At 56.8% G+C, this 21,576-nt stretch carries 17 protein-coding genes; 11 read left to right on the plus strand and 6 right to left on the minus strand.

Annotation, left to right across the window (positions count from 1 at the left end; all coding sequences use genetic code 11):
• The first annotated feature begins 148 nt into the window (after positions 1-148).
• A complete protein-coding gene (gene pgm / locus KP708_RS01535; protein ID WP_215749973.1) occupies positions 149-1,795 on the plus strand; it encodes a phosphoglucomutase (alpha-D-glucose-1,6-bisphosphate-dependent) in 1,647 nt (548 codons plus the stop codon).
• A 112-nt stretch (positions 1,796-1,907) separates the two neighbouring features.
• Here pgm and hflX read toward each other — a convergent pair whose 3' ends face one another.
• The gene (gene hflX / locus KP708_RS01540) at positions 1,908-3,260 is read right to left on the minus strand and encodes a GTPase HflX (protein ID WP_215749975.1); all 1,353 of its coding nucleotides are present in this window, start codon (positions 3,258-3,260) and stop codon (positions 1,908-1,910) included.
• Positions 3,261-3,451: 191 nt separating this feature from the next.
• Between hflX and KP708_RS01545 the strand changes: the two genes are divergently transcribed.
• On the plus strand, positions 3,452-4,480 hold the full coding sequence (locus KP708_RS01545) for an MYG1 family protein (protein WP_215749976.1): 1,029 nt from the start codon (positions 3,452-3,454) through the stop codon (positions 4,478-4,480).
• Positions 4,481-4,550: 70 nt separating this feature from the next.
• On the opposite strand, the gene KP708_RS01550 is transcribed toward KP708_RS01545, so the two are convergent.
• On the minus strand, positions 4,551-5,615 hold the full coding sequence (locus KP708_RS01550; protein ID WP_215749978.1) for a low specificity L-threonine aldolase: 1,065 nt from the start codon (positions 5,613-5,615) through the stop codon (positions 4,551-4,553).
• An 83-nt stretch (positions 5,616-5,698) separates the two neighbouring features.
• On the opposite strand from KP708_RS01550, the gene folD reads away from it, so the two are divergent.
• From folD to KP708_RS01565, 3 genes are read left to right on the plus strand one after another with little or no spacing between them, the layout of a single operon-like run.
• Positions 5,699-6,607 carry a bifunctional methylenetetrahydrofolate dehydrogenase/methenyltetrahydrofolate cyclohydrolase FolD gene (gene folD, locus KP708_RS01555; protein WP_086633491.1) on the plus strand — a complete coding sequence of 303 codons (909 nt, stop codon included), beginning with the start codon at positions 5,699-5,701 and terminating at the stop codon, positions 6,605-6,607.
• Positions 6,607-7,356 carry a methylenetetrahydrofolate reductase gene (locus tag KP708_RS01560; RefSeq protein WP_215749980.1) on the plus strand — a complete coding sequence of 250 codons (750 nt, stop codon included), beginning with the start codon at positions 6,607-6,609 and terminating at the stop codon, positions 7,354-7,356. The genes folD and KP708_RS01560 overlap by 1 nt, the downstream gene beginning before the upstream one ends.
• 30 nt (positions 7,357-7,386) lie before the next feature.
• The gene (locus tag KP708_RS01565; protein ID WP_215749982.1) at positions 7,387-9,348 is read left to right on the plus strand and encodes a M1 family metallopeptidase; all 1,962 of its coding nucleotides are present in this window, start codon (positions 7,387-7,389) and stop codon (positions 9,346-9,348) included.
• An 83-nt stretch (positions 9,349-9,431) separates the two neighbouring features.
• Here KP708_RS01565 and KP708_RS01570 read toward each other — a convergent pair whose 3' ends face one another.
• Entirely contained in the window at positions 9,432-9,848 is a 417-nt protein-coding gene (locus tag KP708_RS01570; protein WP_249206640.1) for a flagellar biosynthesis regulator FlaF, read from the minus strand.
• A gap of 103 nt (positions 9,849-9,951) precedes the next feature.
• Positions 9,952-11,424, minus strand: a complete 1,473-nt coding sequence (locus tag KP708_RS01575) for a flagellin (protein WP_252347335.1) — start codon at positions 11,422-11,424, stop codon at positions 9,952-9,954.
• Positions 11,425-11,607: 183 nt separating this feature from the next.
• Here KP708_RS01575 and KP708_RS01580 point away from each other — a divergent pair, with 183 nt between their 5' ends.
• From KP708_RS01580 to KP708_RS01595, 4 genes are all read left to right on the plus strand, one after another.
• On the plus strand, positions 11,608-12,840 hold the full coding sequence (locus KP708_RS01580) for a putative DNA modification/repair radical SAM protein (RefSeq protein ID WP_099211636.1): 1,233 nt from the start codon (positions 11,608-11,610) through the stop codon (positions 12,838-12,840).
• Positions 12,841-14,283: a UdgX family uracil-DNA binding protein gene (locus tag KP708_RS01585; protein ID WP_215749986.1), complete on the plus strand. Its 1,443-nt coding sequence runs from the start codon at positions 12,841-12,843 to the stop codon at positions 14,281-14,283.
• 245 nt (positions 14,284-14,528) lie between these two features.
• On the plus strand, positions 14,529-15,626 hold the full coding sequence (locus KP708_RS01590; protein ID WP_215749988.1) for an HlyD family secretion protein: 1,098 nt from the start codon (positions 14,529-14,531) through the stop codon (positions 15,624-15,626).
• On the plus strand, positions 15,623-17,197 hold the full coding sequence (locus KP708_RS01595; RefSeq protein WP_202207083.1) for a DHA2 family efflux MFS transporter permease subunit: 1,575 nt from the start codon (positions 15,623-15,625) through the stop codon (positions 17,195-17,197). Before KP708_RS01590 ends, KP708_RS01595 begins: the two co-directional genes overlap by 4 nt.
• Here KP708_RS01595 and KP708_RS01600 read toward each other — a convergent pair.
• Positions 17,191-17,859, minus strand: coding sequence for a TetR/AcrR family transcriptional regulator (locus KP708_RS01600; protein ID WP_215749990.1), 669 nt, complete (start codon positions 17,857-17,859; stop codon positions 17,191-17,193). The two genes, KP708_RS01595 and KP708_RS01600, sit on opposite strands and share 7 nt — an antisense overlap.
• Before the next feature lie 98 nt (positions 17,860-17,957).
• Between KP708_RS01600 and KP708_RS01605 the strand changes: the two genes are divergently transcribed.
• Positions 17,958-19,535 (plus strand): efflux transporter outer membrane subunit, encoded by a 1,578-nt coding sequence (locus KP708_RS01605; RefSeq protein WP_215749992.1) that lies wholly within the window; start codon positions 17,958-17,960, stop codon positions 19,533-19,535.
• 28 nt (positions 19,536-19,563) lie between these two features.
• Here the strand turns inward: KP708_RS01605 and fbaA are convergent, their stop codons facing one another.
• Positions 19,564-20,637 (minus strand): class II fructose-bisphosphate aldolase, encoded by a 1,074-nt coding sequence (gene fbaA, locus KP708_RS01610; protein WP_215749994.1) that lies wholly within the window; start codon positions 20,635-20,637, stop codon positions 19,564-19,566.
• Positions 20,638-20,798: 161 nt separating this feature from the next.
• On the opposite strand from fbaA, the gene KP708_RS01615 reads away from it, so the two are divergent.
• Positions 20,799-21,563, plus strand: a complete 765-nt coding sequence (locus tag KP708_RS01615; protein WP_064274614.1) for a response regulator — start codon at positions 20,799-20,801, stop codon at positions 21,561-21,563.
• The last annotated feature ends 13 nt before the right edge of the window (positions 21,564-21,576 follow it).

Below are 21,576 nucleotides of genomic sequence, written 5' to 3' on the forward strand. Positions count from 1 at the left end.
TCTCCCCGCTTTTTTTATGCTCGCCACAGGGCAGGGCGTGAGAGTTCTGTAACTGGACAGAAGGCCCGAGATAAGTTTTTCTCAGCCGCAATTGGCGTTCGTGCGTTACGGTCGCTTAAAACGCGGATCTGTTAAGGATTTTGGATTAATGGCCAATATCAGCCCCCTCGCCGGAAAAACGCTCGATCAGTCGCAGTTGACGGATATATCGGCCCTGGTTGCCGCTTATTATGATCGTAAGCCGGACGTCTCCATCCCGACCCAGCGTGTTTCGTTCGGGACTTCCGGACATCGTGGTTCGTCTTTCCATACCAGCTTCAACGAAGGTCATATCCTCGCGATCTGTGAAGCAATCTGTCGGTATCGTAAGGCGGAGGGGATTGATGGACCGCTCTTCATTGGCATTGACTCGCACGCCCTGTCGGCCCCGGCACAGCGCTCGGCCATTGAGGTTTTCGCGGCCCACGGCATTGATGTCCGCATTGACCAGAACGATGGCTACACGCCGACGCCCGTCATTTCCCACGCCATTCTGACCTACAACAAAGGCCGCACAACGGGCCTGGCAGATGGTGTGGTTGTCACGCCATCCCATAACCCGCCGACGGATGGTGGCTTCAAGTACAATCCGACGAATGGTGGCCCGGCGGATACAGCCGTGACGAAAGCCATTCAGGACATGGCGAATGAGCTGCTGGCGAACGGCCTGAAGGACGTAAAGCGCCTGCCTTACGACGAAGCCAAGAACGCACCGTCCATCAAGCGTTATGATTACGTCACGCCGTATGTGGCTGATCTGGAAAACGTCATCGACATGGCGGCCATCCGTGATGCGGGCGTGAAGATTGGTATTGATCCGCTGGGTGGCGCTGCCGTTGGCTACTGGAAGCCGATTGTTGAGAAGTACGGCCTGAATGCTACGATCGTCAGTGATGTCGTGGACCCGCAGTTTGCGTTCATGACGGCAGACTGGGACGGGCAGATCCGTATGGACTGTTCTTCGCCCTACGCCATGGCGCGTCTCATCAAGATGGGCCAGGATTTCGACGTCGCGTTCGCCAATGACACGGATGCAGACCGTCATGGCATCGTTGCCATGCCGGATGGCCTCATGAACCCAAACCATTATCTGGCTGTGGCGGTTTCGTACCTGTTCCAGAACCGCCCGGACTGGAAGCCTGATCTCGGTGTCGGCAAGACGCTGGTGAGCAGTGGTCTGATTGATCGCGTTGTCGCGGATATGGGTCGCAAGCTGGTTGAAGTGCCAGTGGGTCTGAAATGGTTCGTACCGGGCCTGATGGATGGCTCGCTGGGCTTCGGCGGCGAGGAAAGCGCAGGCGCAACCTTCCTGCGTCGTGATGGCTCAGTCTGGACGACCGACAAGGACGGTCTCATTCTCGGCCTTCTTGCTGCGGAAATCACAGCCAAGACGGGCAAGAATCCAAGCCAGCACTACCATGAGATCATCGCTCGCCTCGGAACGCCGTACTATGCGCGGATCGACGCAGCGGCAAACCCGGAGCAGAAGGCCAAGCTCAGCAAGCTGGCGCCTGAGCAGTTCCCGCTTGAAGAACTGGCTGGTGACAAGATCATTGCCAAGCTGACGAAAGCACCGGGCAATGGCGCGGCGATCGGCGGCCTAAAGGTTGTGACGGAAAACGGCTGGTTCGCAGCCCGTCCGTCCGGCACGGAAGATGTTTACAAAATCTATGCCGAGAGCTTCAAAAGCCCAGAGCACCTGAAGGCCATTCAGGACGAGGCTCAGGCTGCAATTTCCAAAGTCTTTGCGTCTTGAAGCTGTTGCCCTCAAAAGCGCAGTAACAACATTGGGCCACCATCTTTAACGAGATGGTGGCCTTTTTTGTGGAATGTCTTTCCTGCTCGGTAAGTATGGGCAGTACGGGCCTTTATTTTCCCGAGAGACTTCGGTGCAACCGTGCAATGGCACCTGGCAGGCCCCGGATTTTCAGAATACGACCTGTCTCGTCATGATCTTCGGACAGGACGCGGGCGCTTTCGTAAATCTCGCCGATCAGTCCCTGTTTCGAGTAGGGCAGTACCAGAACATCATCGACCATCTTTGTCTCGAAGAAGGCAATCAGGCTTTCCCGTAAAGCGCTGACGTCATCTGGTCGATGGGCAGACAAGGGAATGGCGTCGGGATGCTTTTCCAGCAGTTCAGCGCGCCGGGCCTCATCCACCTTATCCATTTTGTTCAGAACAAGCCGGGACGGCACAACATCCGCCCCGATTTCATGCAGAACGCTGCGGCTAACCTCAAGCTGTGCTTCATAAGTCGGGTCCGAGGCATCTACGACAAATAGCAGTAGGGACGCTTCCAGCGCTTCAGACAGCGTGGAGCGGAACGAGGCGACCAGATCATGGGGGAGCTGTTTGATGAAGCCCACCGTGTCGGACACAAGAATACGCGGACGTGTCTCGGGCTGAAGCGTCCGGACTGTCGTATCGAGGGTGGCGAAGAGCTTGTCCTGTACCAGAACTTCGCTACCGGTGAGCGCGCGCATCAGGGAGGACTTGCCAGCATTGGTGTACCCCACCAGAGCGACGCGGAGCTGATCCCGCCGTGCAGAACGCCGGTTATCGCTATCGCGTTGCACGGCTTCAAGCTGGGTTTTCAGCTCGGCAAGGCGGTCCCGGATCTTGCGACGATCAAGCGACAGATTGGTTTCACCAGCGCCAGGCCCCTGCTGTCTGCCGCCGCCATTCGAAGATTCCCGCAGACGTGGAGCAACGTATTTCAGCCGCGCCATCTCCACCTGAAGCTTTGCTTCGCGGGTGTTGGCGTGACGATGGAAAATTTCAACAATGACACCCGTACGATCCAGCACCTGCGCGCCGGTAGCGCGTTCGAGATTGCGGATCTGACTGGGCGTCAGTTCGTGGTCAACAATGACGAATTCTGGCTTGCGGGGGCCATCTGAGTCTTCTTCATCAGGCTCTGATGCTTCAACGGTGCCCTCAAAGCGTTTGCGGGCTTTTGTCATCGGGGTCTTGACCATCGGTGTGATGATCCCGCGGCCGCCGGTAATGTCTGCGAGCTCTTCCAGCTTGCCAGCACCAAGGAGCGACGCAGCACCCGTACCTTCGCGCTTTTGCGAGACGGACCCGATGACGTCATAGCCAAGCGTTTTGACCAGTCTCCCCAGTTCTTCCAGGCTGGCTTCGTGTGCGACGTCATCGACGTCAGGGGTCTGGATGCCGACGAGAACGGCGAGCGGAATGGGGAGCTTTGTTTCCATTCGGCCTTACATAGCACGGATTATGGCAACGCCATCGAAATGCATGGACGGCGTGATTCACTGTTTCGATGGAGTGGAAAACAACGCATTTTCTGCATGTTTCTGACGAAGTTTGTTGTCTGGGGCTGGGGGGTGCGGCATGAGAAGGCACAATCAGAAACCACCCCTTTGCCGTCAGCAGGTCCGTACAGATGTCAGAACACACCCCAATTGGTCTCGGAAAAGAAGCCAGAACCGTCAAGGCATTGACCCATTCGGGCAATTTCCATGCCGACGAGACGCTGGGTTACGCCATTCTTCACTACGCTCTTTCGCCGGAAGGCAGCCTGCGTGGCCGTGTGCTTGGTGAGGACGCAGACGACCGCCTGCAGTTTGTTCGCACCCGGTCGCCGGAGCGTATTGCAGAAGCCGATATCGTTTTTGATGTCGGCGGTATCTTTGATCCGTCCATCGGGCGGTATGACCATCACATGAAGGACAAGCCCCTGCGTGATGACGGGACGCCGTATAGCGCTGCGGGTCTGTTGTGGAAGGACTACGGTCACGCTGCCATCCGCAATATCGTCACCACACCGGTGACCGAGGACATGGTTGCCGCCATCTGGCAGTCGCTCGACAAGTCCCTGATCATTCCTGTTGATCAGGATGACAATGGCGTGGCCAAGATGGGCAAGTTGTCTCTTGCGGACATTGTTTCTGCGTGCAGCCCGGCATGGGATACTGCGGAGTTGTACGGAGCGCAGGAAGCCAAAAAGCGTGAAGCTTTAGGGTTTGCGAATGCGGCAACGGCCGTCGCATCCCATCTGGTCAATATGGTTGACCGTGTACGGGCCAGCCTCAAGGCCGCTAACCGCGTTGTGGAAGCTTACGAGGCTGCGGAAGACAAGCGCATCCTTGTCATGGAAACGGGAATGCCCACGGAAAAGGTCATTTTCGAGCGGGATCTTCCGGTTGTTTATGTTGTCTCTCCAGCAGGCCCGGAGCAATGGAACGTGAAGGCCATTCCCCCTGTGCGCGGCGATTTCGGGCAGCGCGTTTCTTTGCCGGAAGCCTGGGGTGGGCTGGAAAAAACTGCGCTAGCGGCCGTTTCGGGCGTTCCGGATGCAGTTTTTGCACATCCGGCTCGTTTCATCTGTGGCGCGGGAAGCCGGGACGGGGCCATCACCATGGCGCGCCTGGCGTTAGAAATCGATGCGGCCCTGAAATCCAAAGCTGGCTGATCGTCTTCACTAGAAGGACATTGATCCGGACAACAACGCCCGGATCAATGTCTAATCTGTAAATGCTGGTTCAGGCTGCAATTTCGGCAAGCAGCGCGTCCACATCTTCTGGCCGGGTGTAGTAACTCGTGACCAGACGGATCAGTGTGCCAGAGACGTCTTCGGGTGTAGGCCAGCGGTAGAATGTGTAGCCCACAGCTTCCAGATCTTTCAGAACCAGATCTGGCAGAATGACGAAAACCTCGTTGCTCTGCCGTTCATAAGGCATCTGGGCTGCCGGATGGCGACGAAGCCCATCGACGAGGCGCTGGGCCATCTGGTTGGCATGCGCAGCGTTCCGGAGCCACACATCGTTTTCCAGCAATGCGTGAAGCTGCGCACTCAGGAAACGATGCTTGGACCACAGATTGCCACTGCGTTTGATGCGCCGCAGGAACTCTTTAACCAGTGGACGCGTCCGGTCATTGAGGAAAAAAACCACGGCTTCAGCCGCCATTGCGCCAGCCTTGGTGCCCCCGAAGCTCAGAACATCCACACCTGCTTTCCACGTCACGTCTGCTGGAGAGCAGCCAAGATGGGCCACGGCATTCCCCAGGCGCGCGCCATCAAGATGCACACTCAGGCCATGGTCGTGTGCGATGCGCGTCAGTGCGGCCAACTCCTCCAGACTATAGACAAGTCCCCATTCGTTCGCCTGTGTGAGTGACAGGGCCTGAATGACAGGGCTGAGAATACCGCTTTCCTCATTATTTCTGAGAACGGCAGGCAGTGTCGCCGGGTCCAGCTTTCCTTCTGCGGACGGTATGCAGACGAGCTTGGCGCCGTGCATGTAGAATTCCGGAGCGCCACCTTCGTCCGTGTTGATATGGGCGCTCTGGTCGCACAGCACGGCTCCGTAAGGTAAGACCAGCGCGGAAAGCGCGATACTGTTGGCGGCAGTTCCAGTCGCGATCGGGAAAACAGCCACTTCCGTCTCGAAGAGGTCCCCAAACCGTTTGTTCAAAGATTGGGTAAGATCATCCGCTCCATAAGATCCAACACTGCCCTCATTGGCGGCCAGCAAGGCTGCCATGACTTCAGGGCAGATGGGGGTAACATTGTCACTGGCGAAGTTCTTGCGTATTTCCTCGGACATAAAACCATCCTTTTCCTGCGCACGACGCGGGCTGTAGCCTGAATCGTAACTGAAACTGCAGCCTGTTGCCATCCGGAGAGCCCATGAGCACGTTTCCCCCTGAACTGGCCGGCAAACTCATAGATGGCAAAGGTATTGCCCGGTCTCTGACAGACCGTATCGGCCGTGAAGTTTCCAGCTTTATCGAGCAGGGCAATGCAGTGCCGGGTCTGGCGGTTGTTCTGGTCGGCAACGATCCTGCATCTGAAGTCTATGTGAAGAACAAAGCCATTCAGACGCACCGTGCAGGCATGCGCTCCTTCATGCATATGCTGCCGCAAAGCACGAAGCAGGAAGAGCTTCTGGAGCTCCTTGCACAGCTGAACGCGAACCCGCAGATTCACGGTATTCTCGTCCAGCTTCCGTTGCCGCCCCAGATTGATCCGGTTGTCGTGACGAATGCGATCGCGCCGCATAAGGATGTCGACGGGCTGGGTGAAGTAAATGCCGGGCGCCTGTCTCTGGGCATTGACGGGCTCGTCCCCTGCACGCCGCTGGGATGTCTTATGCTGCTACAGTCTGTCCATAAGGACATGACGGGCAAGCATGCTGTGGTGATCGGGGCGTCCAGTCTGGTTGGAAAGCCCATGGCGCAGCTTCTGTTGAAGCAGAACTGCACGGTCTCGGTCGCGCATATCCATACGCGGGACACACGAGCACTGGCACGTGAGGCAGACATTCTGGTTGTGGCAACTGGCAAGCATGGTCTTGTTCGCGGAGACTGGATCAAGCCGGGCGCCACCGTCATTGACGTTGGTATTACGCGCGTCCCGACGCCTGAAGGCCGGACACGACTTGTGGGAGATGTTGCTTTTGAGGAGGCGCTCCCGATTGCAGGCCATATTACGCCTGTTCCGGGTGGCGTTGGCCCAATGACCATCGCCTGCCTCCTGCACAATACGCTTCAGGCTGCGCGCGTTACACAGGGGCAAAGCAAGGGTGAAGCCCTCTGATGCGTGTCTCTGTTGAACTTGTTCCCCGCTCGGAAGACGCGCTGTTTGATGATGTTGCGGTGGTACAGAAAGTGCTTCCGCAGGTTGGTCTTCTGAATATTCCGGACCTGATCCGTTTCGACCTGCGCAGTGACGATGCTGCTGCACAGGTTAACCGTCGGTCAGGCATGGATGTGATTCCGCATATTCGGGCAATCGATATTGCTCCTGGAGCACCTCTTCCGGGTGCAGATCGTCCAGAATTGAAATCCGTGCTTGTGGTGGCAGGCGATCCACTGCCGGCGGGAAGTGATCGAGTTTCCTATCCTAACACTTCTGCGGAAATCATTACGCGGTATCGCAAGGAAGCGCCGCATCTGGATATTTACGCGGTATTTGACCCTTACCGCCGGGCTCCCTGGCTGGAGCTAGAAGATATCGCCCGGAAGAAAGACGCCGGGGCCTGCGGTTTCTTTACTCAACCGCTGTTTGATCTGCACATGCTCCAGCTCTCCATGGACTGGTTGCGGGACGATACGGTGTTCTGGGGCGTTTCACCCGTCTTGGGCGAACGATCCCGCCGATACTGGGAGCGCGTTAACCATGTGGTGTTCCCCAAAGACTATGACGATACTCTTGAAGGCAACGTCCATCTTGCGCGCCAGATGCTGACGCTGGTGCGCGAAAAGAACGACAATGCCTATCTTATGCCTCTGAAAGTGGATCTGGCATCTTATCTGGGTGGCCTAGGTGATATTATAACGGGGTAGGAACTAACGAGAGCGGAGATCATAGCCCGGATGCGCGTACGCCTTTTTCTCTTACCCCTTCTGGGAGGCGCGCTGGTTCCGGCCGCTCTTTCGGCCAAAACCCTCTCTGATCCGGCTCCGGTTTTTGCTCCACTGACACTGCCTGATGCCCCGAACGTTTATCGTTCAGGCTCTGGTCTGCCCGGACCACAATACTGGCAGAACCGAACGGATTACGTCATCCGATCCCGTATCGACACGCAGGCGCATGTCCTGCATGGGGCCGAAACCGTCACATACAGCAACAACAGCCCGGAAACGCTGGACGTTCTGTGGGTTCAGCTTGAACAGAACCTCTATCGTCCAGACTCACGGGCCTCGTTCTGGGGTAAATTCCCGTCGGGTGGTCATACTTCCGGCATGGAAATCGAGCGTGTTTCCATTGTGCAGGGCGGCCATGAAGTTGATGTCACGCCGCTGATTACCGACACCCGGATGCAGCTTCGACTGCCCCGAGCTCTGGATGCTCATGGCGTCGCAGTCATTAAAATCGAATGGCACTATACAATCCCCGGAGAGTGGGGAGGTCGTACAGCTGTCACCCCGTCTCGCGAAGGCGAAATTTACGAGATTGCTCAATGGTACCCGCGCCTGAGCGTGTATGATGACCGCGCGGGATGGAACACTCTGCCCTATCTCGGGCAGGAGTTTTATCTGGAATATGGAAATTTCGATTACACAGTCACTGTTCCGTGGAACTTCACGGTCGTCGGGTCCGGGGCACTCCTGAATCCGGAGCAGACCCTGACGACAACCGAGCGTGCGCGACTGGCTCAGGCGGCCCAGAGCGACAATCGCGTCATGATCCGGACCATTGATGACGTGACAGACCCGAAAAGCCATCTCAGGCAGTCTGGGGAAGTGTCCTGGCATTATGTTATGCGCAATAGCCGCGACGTGGCCTTTACGGCATCGCCGGCGTTCCTCTGGGATGCTGCTCGTATTAACCTGCCGCCGGTTGCGCCCTGGGCCAATTATCGTCCGGTTCCGCGGCTGGCGATGTCCGTCTATCCCCGCGAAGGCATTGGCCCGCATGGATGGGACCGATCAACGGAATACGTCAAACACGCCATCGAGTATTTTTCGTCTCAGTGGTACGAATATCCATGGCCAAATGCCGTCAATCTGGGCGGGCACGGAGCCGGAATGGAATATCCGGGTATCGTGTTTGACGGCATGAGTGACCGGGACCCGGAGCTCTTCTGGATCACGACGCATGAGTTGGGCCATGACTGGTTCCCGATGATTGTGGGTTCTGATGAGCGGCGTAATCCGTTCATGGATGAAGGGTTCAATACCTTTATCGATGCGTATGCGTCAGATCATTTTCACAACGGGGAATTCGCGCCAAAGCGCGACCCGGAATTTGCTCCGAAAACTGGCAATCCCGCACAGGATATCGTTCCTGTCCTGACGGATTCAAAAGCACCTAACCTGATGGCAGGGGCAGACGAGGTCTCTGAAACCTACCGCCATAGCGTTGTCTATTTCAAAGGGGCTTACGGGTTGAAGCTTCTGCGAGAGCAGATTCTCGGGCCTGTGCGTTTTGACGCTGCCTTCCGTCGCTATATTGCCGTCTGGGCTTTTCATCACCCATCGCCCTCGGATTTTTTCCGCTTGATGAGCAGCGAAGCCGGTGAAGATCTCTCATGGTTCTGGCGCGGATGGTATTTCTCTAACGCCGCGCCTGATTATGCTGTTGGAACTGTGGAGCAGAAAGGAACAGACCCTGTGTCTGTACAGGTTCTGAACTACGGCACCCTGCCTCTTCCTGTTGTTCTACGCGTCGAATATCAGGACGGAACAACGCTGGACCGCCGTATCCCGACGGAAGCTTGGCGGCAGACCAGCGATTTGAAGGTCACGTTTGAAGCCCATGGTCCGGTGAAGGCCGTAACGCTTGATCCAGACCATGTCATTCCGGACATTGACCGCAGCGATAACCGTAAATGATGCTCTGCCATTCCTGACAGGCAATGTATGTCAGGAATGAAAAAACCTCCCATGTCCTGCCAAAGGCATGGAAGGAGTAGTTTTCACCCGACCATTTGAATAGCTGCGCGAGTTTCGTTGGATGCCGCAGGTCCCGCATATGGTGAAGGGGCAGCAGAAGCTGACAGACCTTCAATCATGTCCATGTTGATATCAATGAGAGCCTGAAGGGATGTATCCGAGTTCAGTGCAACATTGGCGTATCGCATGGACCAAGTTCCAACGGTCGTCAGGTCTTTGCGCAGAATTGCGTCCAAAGGGCAGTCCGTCCGCTGGACCCCTTGCATCAAAATGCCCCAGAGTTTGAGATTGGCAGACAATGCGGCCTGCCGATCTGAGCGTGTTTTTGCGGCCGAAAGCAGCCCGTTAACGTGTCTGAACGCCATGGCTTCCACTTCTCGTGGCGGAAGATAGGTGCCGGACTGGTTCTGGTATTGTGACATGCCATAGGTCACGGACATGATGCTCCTTTACAAAAGGACTGTTTCAAAAGGCTCCCGGGAAACGGGAAACTTTTGGAATAGTCCAGAAAGGGGCGCTGGCTTTCACCAGCGCCCCCCGATATCAACCGCGGAAGAGCGACATGATGTTGGAAGACTGCGAATTCGCAATCGAGAGCGACTGAATGGCCAGCTGCTGCTTCGTTTGCAAGGACGTCAGTTTGGCGCTTTCCGCTGCAAGATCAGCATCCGTCAGAGCGCCTACGCCCGTCGTCAGGGCATCCGACAGCGTGCTGTTGGACGTCTGAAGCTGTGTAACGGTATTGGAAGCCACACCGATGCTGGAAGAAATGCGGCTCATCTTGTTGATGGCGCCAGAAACAGCAAGTTGGACAACGTCCGTGCCAGAAGTGGTCGCTACTGTCGCAGCGCCTGTCGTCCCTGTGAGGCTGACCGACGCGCCTGTCGTGGCTGTTGCGTCGGCTGCGTCGAGATTGCCGCCGGCAATCGTCAGCTTGCCGTCGTTTGCCATCTGGGCGCCGAAACCGGCGTTTCCCAGGGCCGTCACCAGCGTTGAAAGCTGGTCACTTGTGGTCTTGGTTGTGGAGGCGTTCGAGACGTTGACGTCCACAACCTGCGTCAGAACTTTCGCATTGCCGTTGGTATCCAGATCACCAACCTTGGCAGCGCTATAGGTCATGTTGCCACTGGCATCAGCCTTGGCAGTGATGGTGTCGCCATTGGTCAGGGAGTACGTCGTCGTACCATCAGATGCCTTCTTGGATGTGGCATCGGCGATTGTCAGCGTGCCATCCTTGTTGACTGCCACGGAGGTGGCAGTGTCTGTCAGGCCAGAAGCAATGGCTGTTCCGACAGATGTTGCAGCACCATCAGTGGTATCGCCCGGCTTTGAGTCCAGAACGAAGGACGTGGTGATGGCCGGGTTTGATGCTGTCGCATTGCTGCTGTCAGCAGAAGACAGGTTCTTCAGGGTCAATGTCGTGGCGGTCGCGCCAGAACCTGCCAGAGCTGTCACTGCGCTCGTGTCGATCGTGACACCCTTCATATCCGTGCTCAGTCCTTGCAGGCCCAGGCCGGTTGAAGTGGCATCAGCACCATTCAGCGTAAACAGGTTGCCATTGATGTCCTGAGCAGCAGAGATCTGCGTATATTTTACGCTGCTGCTCGTTGAGCCTGACAGCAGGTTCACACCCTGGAAGGTCGAGTTCGACGTGGCTACGTCAATCTGAGACAGGTAGCTGCTTAGCTGGGTGTTCAGGGTATCCTGATCTTCACCGTTATTGGCAGCATTCGTGACCGTTTCGGACATGCTGCTCAGGACGGTCGAGATAGACCCAGCCTGCGAAGAGGCCGTGCTGAGAACCTGCCCTGCGAACTGAAGACCTGTCGAGACACCGGACAGAGCCGAAATCTGGGAATTCATTGTCTGGGAAATGGCGTAAATGGCCGGGCTGTCAGAGGCGGAGCTGACGCTCTTGCCCGTGGACACGGCGTTCTGCGTCTTGCTCAGCTGGTCCGTCGTCTGGTTCAGGACCTGAAGAGCCGACATGGCGGCTGTATTTGTATTGATTGACATGGACATCGAGACATTCTCCGTCGGTGCAGTTTTGCTCCTTCACGATAGGCCTCGAATGGTTAAGGGAACCTGAATCTTCATCTTTAAAAAACGGTGACAGGGTTTGACAGGAAAGAGGCAAACAACTGGTAAATTTTAAGCAGTTCTTGCATTTTATAGGCAGGAACGAAATAAGAACAATGCATGAAGAAATCTCTGTCTGAACGTCTTGCGATTCTGTCCGATGCGGCAAAGTATGATGCGTCCTGCGCGTCCAGTGGATCGACGCGCCGGGACTCTGCCAAAACAGGAGGTCTGGGCTCCACGACCGGGAACGGCATCTGTCATGCCTATACGCCGGATGGGCGTTGTATTTCGCTGCTCAAGATCCTGCTGACCAATTTCTGCGTTTATGACTGCGCCTATTGCATCAACCGCTCGTCCTCAAATGTTGAGCGGGCGAAGTTCACGCCTGATGAAGTGATCTGGCTGACGCTGGAGTTCTACCGTCGGAACTGCATTGAGGGGCTGTTCCTGTCTTCGGGGATTATCCGGTCGTCCGATCATACGATGGAGCAACTTGTGCAGGTCGCGCGGGACCTGCGGCTCAAGCATGGTTTCCGCGGATATATCCATCTGAAGACGATCCCGGATGCGTCTCCCAAATTGCTGGAGGAAGCGGGCCTGTATGCGGATCGCTTATCGATCAACGTCGAGATGCCGACAGAAACGGGCCTGAAAGATTACGCGCCGGAGAAGGACGCGGGAAATATCCGCCGCGCGATGGGGGATATGCGTCTCAAGATTGATGCAGCCAAAGAGAAGACACATACAGGCAGGCGTGCAGGGCGCTTTTCACCGGGCGGCCAGAGCACACAAATGATCATCGGGGCAGATGCCGCGACGGATCAGGATGTTCTGGCCAGTAGCTCAGGTCTTTACGGGTCTTACGGCCTGCGCCGCGTTTACTATTCAGCCTTCAGTCCCATTCCGGATGCCTCAGCGATCCTGCCTGTGCGTAGCCCCCCGTTACAGCGGGAGCACCGACTGTATCAGGCGGACTGGCTGTTCCGGTTCTATGGCTTTGATTTTGGCGAACTGACAGCATCACGGCCCAATGGAATGCTGGATCTGGAAATTGATCCCAAGCTGGCCTGGGCTCTGGACAACCGCGCGCAGTTTCCTGTGGACCTGAATCTGGCCTCCAAAGAAATGCTGCTGCGGGTCCCCGGGCTTGGGGTTCGGACCGTTGCCGCGCTGCTGTCTGCGCGAAAGCACACGACAATCCGTCTGGAAGATCTGGCGCGGCTGAACGTGTCCATCAAAAAGGTTCGGCCGTTCGTCAAGGCATCCGGATGGAGTCCTGCACGTCTGACGGATCGTCAGGATTTGCGCACTCTTTTCCTGCCGGCTCCACAGCAGATGCGGCTTCTGTAAATGCCGGTTACTGTCAGGCTCGCGGATACCAGCGCGTTTGAAGGCTGGCGTGAGAAGGCCAGAATGGCGCTTCAGCGCGATATTCCTCCGGACCAGATCCTCTGGCGCTATCCTGAGGCCGACCTGGATCTGTTTCACGCGGCTGAAAATCAGACGTTTGAAGGCGAAGTCGTGCGGGATGTTCGCCTCAAAGCATCGAGCCTGCCCCTTTTGAAAGATGTCCTCTGCCACTCTAGCGCTGATCGGTTCGCATTAGCTTACCGGCTGCTCTGGCGCCTTCAGAGTGATCCGAACCTGTTGTCGGTGGTGACAGATCAGGATGTGGCGCAGGCGCGTCGCATGGTGCATCAGGTTCGCCGGGCGGCCCATAAAATGACGGCTTTTGTGAGATTCCGGGAGCAGGGAACGTCGGAGACGGGTCGGCGGCGTTTTCTTTCCTGGTTCGAGCCGGACCATCATGTGCTGGAAAAAGTCTCTTCTTTTTTCGCGGGCCGTTTCGCAGATATGGACTGGATGATCCTGACGTCGCGCGGCTCTCTGCGATGGGATGGCGAGACGGTACAGTGCTCTTTCGAGCCCTGTGAAAAGCAGGTGCTTGATGATGACGTGGATCAGCTCTGGCAGACCTATTACGCCTCGACTTTCAATCCTGCCCGGGTGCGGACGAAAGCGATGCGCAATGAAATGCCACGTCGTTACTGGCATAACCTGCCAGAGGCTAACCTGATTCCCCATCTGGTGGCGCAGGCGGAAAAACGCGTGGCCGAAATGGCGGCGCAGGAGGCTCTTCCTGCGCCCAAATTCCATCAGGCTCTCCAGAATCGTCAGAAAACCGTTTTGGCTGACGTGCCCTCATTAGGTGGTCTGGAAGAACTGACGCAGCAAATTCGGGCCTGTCAGGCTTGCTCTCTTCACTGTCATGCTACGCAGGCTGTCGTCGGGGAAGGGCCTGAGGCGGCGAAAGTCATGATTGTCGGAGAGCAGCCGGGCGATCAGGAAGATCTGGCTGGGCGTCCTTTTGTTGGGCCTGCGGGCTCCCTTTTAAGGGCGTGTATGGCGGAAGCAGGCGTTGAACCTCACTCCCTCTATATGACGAATGCAGTAAAGCATTTCCGTTTCAGTACTCGTGGCAGGCGGCGTATTCACCAAACACCTGGGGCTGAGCATATTCAGGCGTGTCAGCCTTGGCTACGGCAGGAAATAGCCCTGATCCGGCCACAGCTGGTCGTGACGCTTGGGGCAATAGCTTTGCGGGCCGTGGAGGGGCCTACCGCCCAACTGAAAGATTTCCGTGGGATCATGCGTGAGGATGCACAGACGGGACGGCACCATCTGAGTCTGGCTCATCCCTCTTGGATTCTGCGCCTCGGACCAACGCAGCAGGCCGAACAGGAACGTCAGCGCCTGATTGACGGTTTGAAAAAGATAAAGACCACATTCTGATAGCCGTCCTCTGTCAGAGGATGGCTGAGGTGCTCTCTCAGGATAAGAAAATTTCGTCTTACGGATGAGGGCGCGCAAGGAAAAACCTTCTTCACCTGAAAGGAAACGCATCAGTTTTTTCCGGCTTGAAGGCGGCCATACAATATGTCATGGATGACCGAACCGATCGGTCAATCGGCCTTTTCAGAGGCCATTTCATTCAGCCGGTCACTTCGGACAGACCCGTTTAAAGCGAGAGAGACGATATGGCGCAGGGCGACCAAGCGCAGGCCGAACAGCAGTCCGGAGCGTCCGGAAAACCGCAGAAAAAGCGTAATCCCCTTGTACGGGTGCTCCTGATCTGTCTGGTTGTTCTGGTGCTGGTAGGGATTGGTTCATACCTCTTCCTGACCCGCAATAACATCGAGACGGACGACGCCTATACGGCTGGTCGCAAGATTGCCATTGCGCCGCACGTGAACGGGTATGTGACGCAGCTGCTGGTGAACGATAACCAGTATGTGCATCGCGGTGACCTTCTGCTGACCATTGATGACCGCGACTATGCGGCATCCCTGCACAAGGCACAGGCTTCAATCCAGCAGGCACAGGCCAACATGCAGGCCTATCAGCTGATGGTTGAAGTGGCGCACAAGAACTTCCCGGGTCAGCTCGTAACGGCTCAGGGTAGTCTTTCTGCCGCTCAGGCCCAGCTGACGAAGGCTGAAGCAGATTACAAGCGCCAGCGCAGTGTTTCACGTGCCGCAACGTCCCAGCAGGACATTGACTACGCTCGTGCAGCTCTTGAAGAAGCCAGAGCCCGTGTCATGCAGGCACAGGGGCAGTTGACGCAGGCTGAGCCGGTGAAGGCCAATGTTGCGAATGCGGATGCCCGCGTCTCGCAGGAAGAAGCTAATCTGAAGTCTGCCCAGGCATCCCTGGAACAGGCTCAGCTCAACATGGAATGGACGCAGGTTCGCGCCCCTCATGATGGTTGGGTGTCCCAGCGTAGTGTCGAGCGCGGCAACTTCGTCCAGACCGGCCAGCAGATGTTCACGATCGTACAGCCAGAAGTCTGGGTTGTGGCCAACTACAAGGAAACACAGCTGACCCACATGCGTCCGGGTCAGAAAGTGGACATCGAAGTTGACGCGTACCCACAGCTTAAGCTGCAGGGCCACGTGGATTCCATTCAGCTTGGCTCGGGTGAATCCTTCAGCACCTTCCCGCCAGAAAATGCGACCGGCAACTTCGTGAAAACGGTGCAGCGTATTCCGGTGAAGATCCTGATCGACAGCGGTCTTGATCCGCAGTTGCCACTCGCTCTTGGTCTTTCCGTCGTTCCTACGGTCTATGTGAAATGAGCGATACTGCCGGGCATCAGGACTGGAAACCCAGTCATAATCCGTGGGTTGTGGCCATTACGGTCACGCTGGCGGCCTTCATGGAGGTGTTGGACACCACCATCGTCAACGTGGCGCTACCGCATATCGCGGGATCGCTCGGCAGTTCCTATGACGATGCCACCTGGGCGCTGACGTCCTATCTGGTGGCAAACGGTATCGTTCTGACGATTTCCGGCTGGCTTTCACGCCTGTTCGGCCGCAAGCGCTACTTCCTCATCTGTATTGCGATGTTCACCGTCTCGTCCTTCCTATGCGGTCTGGCGACATCGCTGCCCATGCTGGTGGTCTTCCGACTGATGCAGGGCTTCTTCGGTGGTGGCCTGCAACCAAGTCAGCAGTCCATCATCCTTGATACCTTCCCGCCCGAAAAACGTGGTGCAGCCTTTGGCATGACCGCGATTGCAACCATCGTTGGCCCGGTTCTCGGTCCGATGCTGGGTGGCTATCTGACGGACAACTTCTCCTGGCGCTGGATTTTCTTCGTCAACGTTCCCTTTGGTATTTTGACGGTCATGGCGGTTACGGCCTTTGTGGAAGATCCGCCATGGGAGAAGAAAAAACGCGAAAAGATTGACGTAATCGGCATCAGTCTCATTACGCTGGGGCTGGGCTGCCTTGAGGTCATGGTCGACCGTGGCGAAGACGATGACTGGTTCGGCTCGAACTTCATCATCACCATGGCTGTTCTGGGTGTGATCGGTGTGCTCGGTGCGATCGTGTGGCTCTGCTATGCCAAGGACCCGCTGGTGAAGCTGACGGTTCTGAAGGACCGCAACTTTGCAACCGGCATGTTCCTGATTTCCATGGTGGGGGCGACCCTCTACGCGTCTGCCATTATCGTTCCGCAATTTGCGCAGCAGGTGCTTGGTTATACGGCAACCACGTCTGGTCTGCTGCTTGCACCAGGTGGGGTCGCGGTAATTTGCCTGATACCGATTGTTGGCCGCCTCATGAAGGTCATTCAACTGAGGTATCTGATTGCTTTCGGGTTTTTCTGTATGGGCATGGCGATGTTCCAGGCTGCCCATCTGTACGCGGCAATCGATTTCAAACACCTGATGTTTTATCGAATCAGTCAGACCGCGTCTCTGGCTTTCCTTTTTGTGCCGATTTCAACGATCGCGTATTCGACGCTGCCACGTGAGCTGAACTCGGACGCATCAGCCCTGTTCAGTATGGCGCGAAACTATGTGGGGTCGATGGCCATCTCGCTGGCAACTGCGGCAATTATTGAGACCCGTCAGCGGCACCAGGGTTATGTGGCCGATAATATGACGCCCGGGCGGCAGGAGTTCACGAACTATATCAACCATGCGCAGACCGTTGGGGAAGCGCATGGTCTGACCCCCGCAGCTGCGCATACTTTCGCAATCCATCGTCTGTTCATGGACTTCACGTCCCAGATCTCAATGTTGGCTTACAACGAAGTGTTCCGCTGGATTGGCATCATCGCGATGTTCGTTGTTCCGCTCTGCTTCCTTCTGTCACCGAACAACACGAAGAAAGCGAAGCCGGCGGGGGGTCACTGATGATGCGGGCCGTAGATCTTCATGAAGGAATCTGCCGTAATGTTGGCCAGTCGGCTGATGGCCTCCGGGCTGTCATCGACAGGCAGCATGAGCCGACGGCGATGTACGATGCGGGCCTGACACAGGATCATCAACTGCTCGGCAGCGAAATCCGGGTCGTCGATCTGGAGTTCGCCTGCATCGCTGCGGCGGCGGAGCCAGTCGGAAAGGTTGTACAGGGTTCGTCCAAAGCCATAGCGCCAGAAGGCGTCGGCAAGGTTCGGGAATTTTCCGGCTTCGCCGACGATGATGCGATACAGGTCCATGGACGTCGAGTGGAGCATCATTTTGATGGCAGTTTCCGTCAGGCGGCGCAGACTCGTATGAATGTCCTGCCCGTCCTCCCGGGAAATAGCTTCAATGGCCGCCAGCTTGGTTTTGCTGCGTTCTTCGAAAAATGCGGAGAAGAGCGACGCCTTACCATCGAAGTGATTGTAGAGCGTGCCCTTCGAAACACCGGCCTCCCGTGCAATCTGCGACATGGACGCGCCTTCATAACCGCTTGCGAGAAAGACTTTTTCCGCTCCCTGCAAAATCTGCTCGCGTTTGGCGCGCAGCTGGCACAGAGATGCACTGGCCTCGTCAGGCATACTCTCGGGGCGGTCAGTCGGCGTGCTGGTCATGAGGGGGCAAGGTCCTTTTGCGGAAAAAATACCGTCTCTAATATGCTGACCGAACTGGTCGGTCACCGCAAGATCATTTCCGTTTCAGGAGTTTCTTTGTGAGCGCAGCCTTTCTATCCCGCGCGCTGCTGTCTGGCTGCGCCCTTGTTGCTCTTTCCGGCTGCCTGCGGGTCGGACCGGAATATCATGAGCCTCATCCTTGGTCTCCGGCACACTATGCCGATCACATGGCAGGTGCCCCTGACAGTGTGACGAGCGAAGCTGAAGCTGCCAGCAAATGGTGGACGGTCTTCAATGATCCGGAGCTGGTTTCCCTGGAAGACCGCCTGGTTCAGCAGAACCTGTCGTTCCGTCTTGCAACGGCTAATCTGGCGCAGAGCCGTGCGCAGCTTATGATGGCTGGAGCCGAGCGTTTCCCAGGCTTGAGTGCATCCGGCTCCTATACACGCAGTCAGTTCAGCACGAAGCAGATGCAGGAAATCATCCAGCGTGTGGGCGGTAATATTGCCAAGTCCGACAACGGGCTTTTGGGAGATCAGGGCAGTAGCATTCTCAGTGGTGCCGCCAGTGGGGCCACGATCCCTCTGCTGAACCAGTGGAAGACATCCATTGACGCCAGCTACGAAATCGATCTCTGGGGCCGCGTGGCCCACCAGTACGATGCTGCCAAAGCGGACCTTCAGGCAACGGACGAAGAGCGCCGCTCGGTTCTGATTGCCCAGCAGGCCGATATGGCGCGTGGATACATGACGCTCCGCGGGGACCAGAAGCGCCTGAAGGTTCTTCAAGACAATCTCGGTACGCTGAAGCAGATCGTGGATATTTCCCAGAGCCGCTATCGCAGTGGCCTGGTCACGGAAGTGGATGTCGATTCCGCGCAGGCTCGACAACATGACACCGAAGCTCAGGCTGCTCAGCTTCAGCAGGGTGTGGCGCAGGAAGAAAATGCACTGGCACTGCTGCTCGGTGCGCCTCCGGGTAGCCTGAATGCCGAACTGAACAAGGACGCAGGCATCCCTGTGGTGCCGCCTGTCGTTCCTGTCGGACTGCCGTCTGAACTGGCGCATCGCCGCCCGGATATCCGGGAATCTGAAGCCAAGCTCCGTGCTTCTGTGGCAGAAGTGGGTGAAGCAACGGCCGATTTTTATCCGAAGATTACCATCAATGCAGACTTCGGATTCCAGACCCTGTCATTTCGCGATCTCGGATTCTGGAATGCGCGGGCCTGGAACGTTGGCCCATCCATTTCCTTACCGATTTTTCAGGGAGGACGTCTGCGCGGCCAGCTTGAGCTGAAGAAATATGCCCAGAAAGCTGCGGCAATTTCCTATCAGCAGACGGTCATTCAGGCGTGGCATGATGTTGATAACGCGCTGATTGCTTACCGAGATGAGCAGCTCCGTCATCAGGGGCTTGAGCGGGCTGTGAACGACAACCGCAAGGCGCTCCAGTTGGCCCAGAGCCAGTATCGCAGTGGCCTGACGAACTACCTGAACGTGCTGAACGCGCAGGGTCAGCTGCAATCCGCTGAAATGAGTCTTGCTGACAGTGATGCGACTGTCGCGACCAATCTGGCGCGTCTCTACAATGCGCTTGGCGGAGGCTGGGAAGAGGTTGTCCCAGCAGCACAGGACGTGACCAAAACAAAGCTGGCGTCCGCAACGCCGGGTCCCTGAGACCCGGCGCATTTAAACCGGGGCTGTTTCAGCTCCGGGCGATGGACTTGCCTTTGGAGCCGAGGATCTCAAAAGCCTCCGCCATACGCTCCACGACGGACTTCTCACCCGCACGCAGCCATTTGCGAGGGTCGTAGAAGGACTTCATGGGTTTTTCCGTGGCGGGATCAATCTGGTGCTGGAAGGCGACCGAATGCTCGGTCACATAGGAGCCAACGCCATGAGCGAACGCGAACTGGATGTCCGTATCCAGGTTCATCTTGAAGGTCCCGTAGGAGACAGCATCCCGGATTTCTTCCAGGCTTGACCCTGACCCACCATGAAAGACCAGCGGCAGGGGCTTGGGCCCGCTTCCTGTGGCTTTCTGCACGACGTCCTGAGAATTTTTCAGGATTTCTGGTCGAAGTTTGACGTTGCCTGGCTTGTAGACGCCATGAACGTTGCCGAAAGACGCGGCGATGGAGACCATGCCAATAGGCGAGAGCAGTTCCCAGGCTCTCAGCACGTCTTCCGGCTGGGTATAGAGATGCGCATTGTCCGCACCTTCTTCCAGATCATGGCCGACGCCATCTTCTTCACCGCCTGTGACGCCAAGCTCGATTTCCAGGCCCATGCCCAGCGGGGCGAGGCGTGTCAGAAGCTTTTCCGAAAGGGCGAGATTATCATCCAGTGTCTCGGCCGAAAGATCGAGCATGTGGGATGAGAAGAGCGGGCGTCCGGTAGTCTTGAACTCTGCTTCACTTAGGGAAATCAGGTCCTCAAGCCAGGGAATCAGCTTGCGGTCAGCATGATCGGTGTGGAGGATGACGGCGATTCCGTACTCCTTGGCCAGCAGATGGACGTGATGGGCCATCGATGCTGCGCCAAGAACGCGGGCGCGATGGGCATCCGGAAGACCCTCGCCAGCGAAGAAACGTGCTCCACCGTTTGAAACCTGGATGATCACGTCCGAGCCGTTGGCTGCGGCCGCTTCCAGAACGGCGTTGACGCTGTTCGTACCAACGACATTGATGGCCGGAAGGGCATACCCGCCGTCCCTGCACGCCTGAAGAAGAGTTTGGTAGTCGGCGCCCGTTACGACGCCGGGAGAAACGCTTGTCATGGGAGACTCCGGTCGAGTGCAGGAACCGAGATAGGCTGTTCCTGCGTTTCGTGTATTGTAAGCCAGAAAATGTTTTCCGTCATGAGCGCTAAAGATAAGGGAACAGTTTCAGCCCAGATTTGTTGCTTGTGGTATCTGCCCTGCTGCGATTATGGAAAAGTATGGTGCCAAATCTTTCCGATCCCGATCTTCCCGCCCGTATCCTTGTTGTCGAAGATGACGCAGGAATGCGGACCCTCATTCTGCGCGCATTACAGGGCGGCGGTTTCCGCGCCCGTGGTGTGGCAAGTGGAGATGAGATGTGGGCCGCTCTTGAAGTGGCTCCGGTTGATCTCATCATCCTTGACATCATGTTGCCAGGCACGAACGGCATTGAGCTGTGCCGTGCTCTGCGCAATGGCCAGGGGGCCAGTCATGTTGACGAAACGCCCCCCTCGCAGGTTCCCATCATCATGGTTTCTGCCCGTGGTGAAGAACGCGACCGTGTGACCGGCCTCGAATCCGGCGCGGATGACTATGTGCCGAAGCCTTTCGGGCAGCGCGAGCTTCTGGCCCGCGTTCGGGCAGTTCTGCGTCGTGGTAGCCCAAGCGCGGCACCGGAGAAGGTGCGGCGTGAAAGACTGCAATTCGCAGGCTGGATGCTGGACCTGCGTCGTCGTGAACTGACAGACCCGAGTGGGGCGACTGTCGATATTTCAGGCGCAGAACACGACCTTCTGACCAGCTTCCTCGATAACCCGCAGCGCGTTATTGCGCGTGACCGTTTGCTGGAGCTGTCCCGGACCCGTCTGGGCGATGTGTCTGATCGTAGCATCGATGTTCTAGTCAGCCGCCTTCGTCGCAAGCTCGGTTCAGATGCGGACCAGCTGATTCGTACGGTTCGCGGGCTGGGATATATCTTCGTGGCCGAGGTTGAACGGGTCTGAACATTCAGAATCG

This window comes from Gluconobacter sp. P5H9_a (assembly GCF_018812085.1).
GTDB lineage: Bacteria > Pseudomonadota > Alphaproteobacteria > Acetobacterales > Acetobacteraceae > Gluconobacter.

What these genes read in the sequence shown, in the direction of transcription:
- KP708_RS01595 (WP_202207083.1), top strand. Translation starts at nt 15,623, where the DNA reads ATGAGCGATACTGCCGGGCATCAGGACTGGAAACCCAGTCATAATCCG.
- KP708_RS01615 (WP_064274614.1), top strand. Translation starts at nt 20,799, where the DNA reads ATGGTGCCAAATCTTTCCGATCCCGATCTTCCCGCCCGTATCCTTGTT.
- KP708_RS01550 (WP_215749978.1), bottom strand. Translation starts at nt 5,615, where the DNA reads ATGTCCGAGGAAATACGCAAGAACTTCGCCAGTGACAATGTTACCCCC.
- KP708_RS01565 (WP_215749982.1), top strand. Translation starts at nt 7,387, where the DNA reads ATGCGCGTACGCCTTTTTCTCTTACCCCTTCTGGGAGGCGCGCTGGTT.
- KP708_RS01600 (WP_215749990.1), bottom strand. Translation starts at nt 17,859, where the DNA reads ATGACCAGCACGCCGACTGACCGCCCCGAGAGTATGCCTGACGAGGCC.
- KP708_RS01560 (WP_215749980.1), top strand. Translation starts at nt 6,607, where the DNA reads ATGCGTGTCTCTGTTGAACTTGTTCCCCGCTCGGAAGACGCGCTGTTT.
- KP708_RS01570 (WP_249206640.1), bottom strand. Translation starts at nt 9,848, where the DNA reads ATGTCCGTGACCTATGGCATGTCACAATACCAGAACCAGTCCGGCACC.
- pgm (WP_215749973.1), top strand. Translation starts at nt 149, where the DNA reads ATGGCCAATATCAGCCCCCTCGCCGGAAAAACGCTCGATCAGTCGCAG.
- KP708_RS01580 (WP_099211636.1), top strand. Translation starts at nt 11,608, where the DNA reads ATGAAGAAATCTCTGTCTGAACGTCTTGCGATTCTGTCCGATGCGGCA.
- KP708_RS01545 (WP_215749976.1), top strand. Translation starts at nt 3,452, where the DNA reads ATGTCAGAACACACCCCAATTGGTCTCGGAAAAGAAGCCAGAACCGTC.
- fbaA (WP_215749994.1), bottom strand. Translation starts at nt 20,637, where the DNA reads ATGACAAGCGTTTCTCCCGGCGTCGTAACGGGCGCCGACTACCAAACT.
- KP708_RS01590 (WP_215749988.1), top strand. Translation starts at nt 14,529, where the DNA reads ATGGCGCAGGGCGACCAAGCGCAGGCCGAACAGCAGTCCGGAGCGTCC.
- folD (WP_086633491.1), top strand. Translation starts at nt 5,699, where the DNA reads ATGAGCACGTTTCCCCCTGAACTGGCCGGCAAACTCATAGATGGCAAA.
- KP708_RS01575 (WP_252347335.1), bottom strand. Translation starts at nt 11,424, where the DNA reads ATGTCAATCAATACAAATACAGCCGCCATGTCGGCTCTTCAGGTCCTG.
- KP708_RS01585 (WP_215749986.1), top strand. Translation starts at nt 12,841, where the DNA reads ATGCCGGTTACTGTCAGGCTCGCGGATACCAGCGCGTTTGAAGGCTGG.
- hflX (WP_215749975.1), bottom strand. Translation starts at nt 3,260, where the DNA reads ATGGAAACAAAGCTCCCCATTCCGCTCGCCGTTCTCGTCGGCATCCAG.